Origin of the sequence: Myxococcus vastator (assembly GCF_010894475.1) — a bacterium.
Lineage (GTDB): Bacteria > Myxococcota > Myxococcia > Myxococcales > Myxococcaceae > Myxococcus > Myxococcus vastator.
Window position 1 is genome coordinate 1 of record NZ_JAAIYB010000751.1, and the last position, 2,242, is coordinate 2,242.

Here is a 2,242-nt window from a genome sequence, read left to right on the forward strand (position 1 = left end):
GAGGAGGAGGAGGCGGCGGGGGCGGCAACGGAGACCCCGTCACCCTGAGCGGCACGGTGACCTATGACTTCGTCCCAGCCGTCTACTCGCCCTCCACGCGGCGGGGGACCCTGGACTTCGCCCAGTCCTCCGTGCGGCCCGTGCGCAACGCCGTGGTCCAGGTGCGACAGGGCACGCGCGTGCTCGTCGATGGAACGACGGACCAGGAGGGGCGCTACACGCTCACGTACACTCCCTCCGGCAGCGGGGCGCTGACGGTGGTCGCGCTCGCCAAGACGACCACGCCGGAAATCCAGATTGAGGACAACACCGACAACAACGCCATCTGGGCGGTGGGTGACAACATCACCGCGACGGTGACGACCAAGGACCTGCACGCGGCCCACGGCTGGGCGGGCACCAACTACACGGCCAGCCGGCGCACCGCGGCGCCCTTCGCCATCCTCGACAGCATGTACACCGCGTCGCGGGCCTTCATGGACGTGCGCTCGGTCAACTTCCCGCTGCTGAAGGTGAACTGGAGCCCGAACAACGTGCCTCAGTCGGGCAGCAAGCCGCAGGGCCGCATCGGCACGTCGCACTTCTCCTTCACGGAGAACGAAATCTATGTGCTCGGCCGGGACGGCGTGGACACCGACGAGTTCGACGCCCACGTCATCGTCCACGAGTGGGGGCACTACTTCGAGGCCAACCTGTCCCGCGCGGACAGCCCGGGCGGGCCGCACTCCAGCGGTGACATCCTGGACCCGCGCCTCGCCTTCGGCGAGGGCTACGGCAACGCGCTCGCCAGCATCCTGCTGCCGGAGCCCATCTACGTCGACACGCTGTGGAGCAGCTCGGCGCTGGTCGCCTTCGGCTTCGACGCGGAGAGCGAGCCGCTCACCACCGACGACCCGCGCAAGGGCGCCTTCTCCGAGATGAGCGTCTTCCGGCTGCTCTACGACTTGTACGACTCCGGCACCAACGAGTCGCACGACGTGGTGTCGTACGACCTGGGCATCCTCTACGACGTGCTCGTCGGCCCGCAGAAGGCGACGCCCGCGCTGACCACCATCGGTTCGTTCATCAACGGCCTCAAGGCCCAGTCCGGCGTCAGCCCCGCGGACGTGGACCTGATGCTGGCCCACTACAACATCGGGTCCATCTCCTCGGACTTCGGGGATGGGGACACCCCGCTGCGCGCCATCTACACCGACGTGCCGGGCATCCCGTACACCACCGAGGTGCCGCTGGTGGGCGGGCTCGACTACAACAAGCGCGAGCAGAACCAGTACTACGTCTTCACCGGCACGGGCCGGAACATGACCGTCAGCGCGACCCACGCGACGCAGGACGTGGGCATTGAAGTCTTCGGGCAGGGCGGGAGCCTGGCGAACGCCGACATCACCCTCACCGGCACGGAGACCATCCGCATCCCGACCCAGGCGGACGCGCGGTACGTCGTCGTCGTGTTCGGCTTCAAGGAGACGGCCGGCAACTACAGCCCTTTCCCCACCCTCTCCATCACCAGCCAGTGACTTCCGGAGCGCACATGAACTTCAAGGCAATCGCAGCCCTGTCCAGTCTCCTCGCGCTCACGGCGCAGGTGGCCTGCACCTCCCCGTCGAAGTCGAACCCCACGCCTGGCGCCAGCTCGGACACCACGAAGGCCGGCGCGCCGGTGAAGGTGGACGCGAAGCTGGGTGAGGACCAGGCCCGCGTCTCCCTGCGCTTCGACGCGCCGGCGACCGACGTCCAGGTCAGCCTCTCCGGCGTGGACGGCCTGGAAGTGAAGAGCGCCGCCACCCCGGTGTCGGGTGGCAACTTCACCCAGGACGCCCTGTCCGAGTTCGACGTGAGCTTCACGCCGGGTGAAGGGCAGTCGCACCTCGTCGTCACCGTCACGGGCGAGTTCCGGGGCACGCACCTGTCCAGGGTGTTCAGCTTCGCGGTGGGCACGCCCACGGCGGCGCAGCAGAAGACCGAAGGCACGACGATGACGGGCGACGACGGCCAGCCCATCAAGGTCATGCCCTCGTCCAACGCCGAGTAGTCCCGCGGGCATGGCCGGGGCCCGGGAGACCGGGCCCGGCCGAAGCAAGCCCCTGAAAAAACACAGCGGGGAGCGCGCCCCCCGACGCACTCCCCGCCGCGTGAGCCACTCAAACGAGAGCTCCAGAAAAAACATTGGGAGCACGCCCCCTCGACGTGCTCCCAATGACTGCGCTGCCCGACTCCGGCGCGCCCTCCCCCTCTGGAAGCA

General features: G+C 68.4%; 2 protein-coding genes. Both read left to right on the forward strand.

Features of this window, described 5'->3' with window-relative positions; genetic code table 11:
• Positions 1-1,517, forward strand: a 1,517-nt coding sequence (locus G4D87_RS36865) for a hypothetical protein (RefSeq protein WP_240358914.1), incomplete at its 5' end; no start/stop codon positions are given.
• A gap of 14 nt (positions 1,518-1,531) precedes the next feature.
• Positions 1,532-2,032 carry a hypothetical protein gene (locus G4D87_RS36870; RefSeq protein WP_163787456.1) on the forward strand — a complete coding sequence of 167 codons (501 nt, stop codon included), beginning with the start codon at positions 1,532-1,534 and terminating at the stop codon, positions 2,030-2,032.
• The last annotated feature ends 210 nt before the right edge of the window (positions 2,033-2,242 follow it).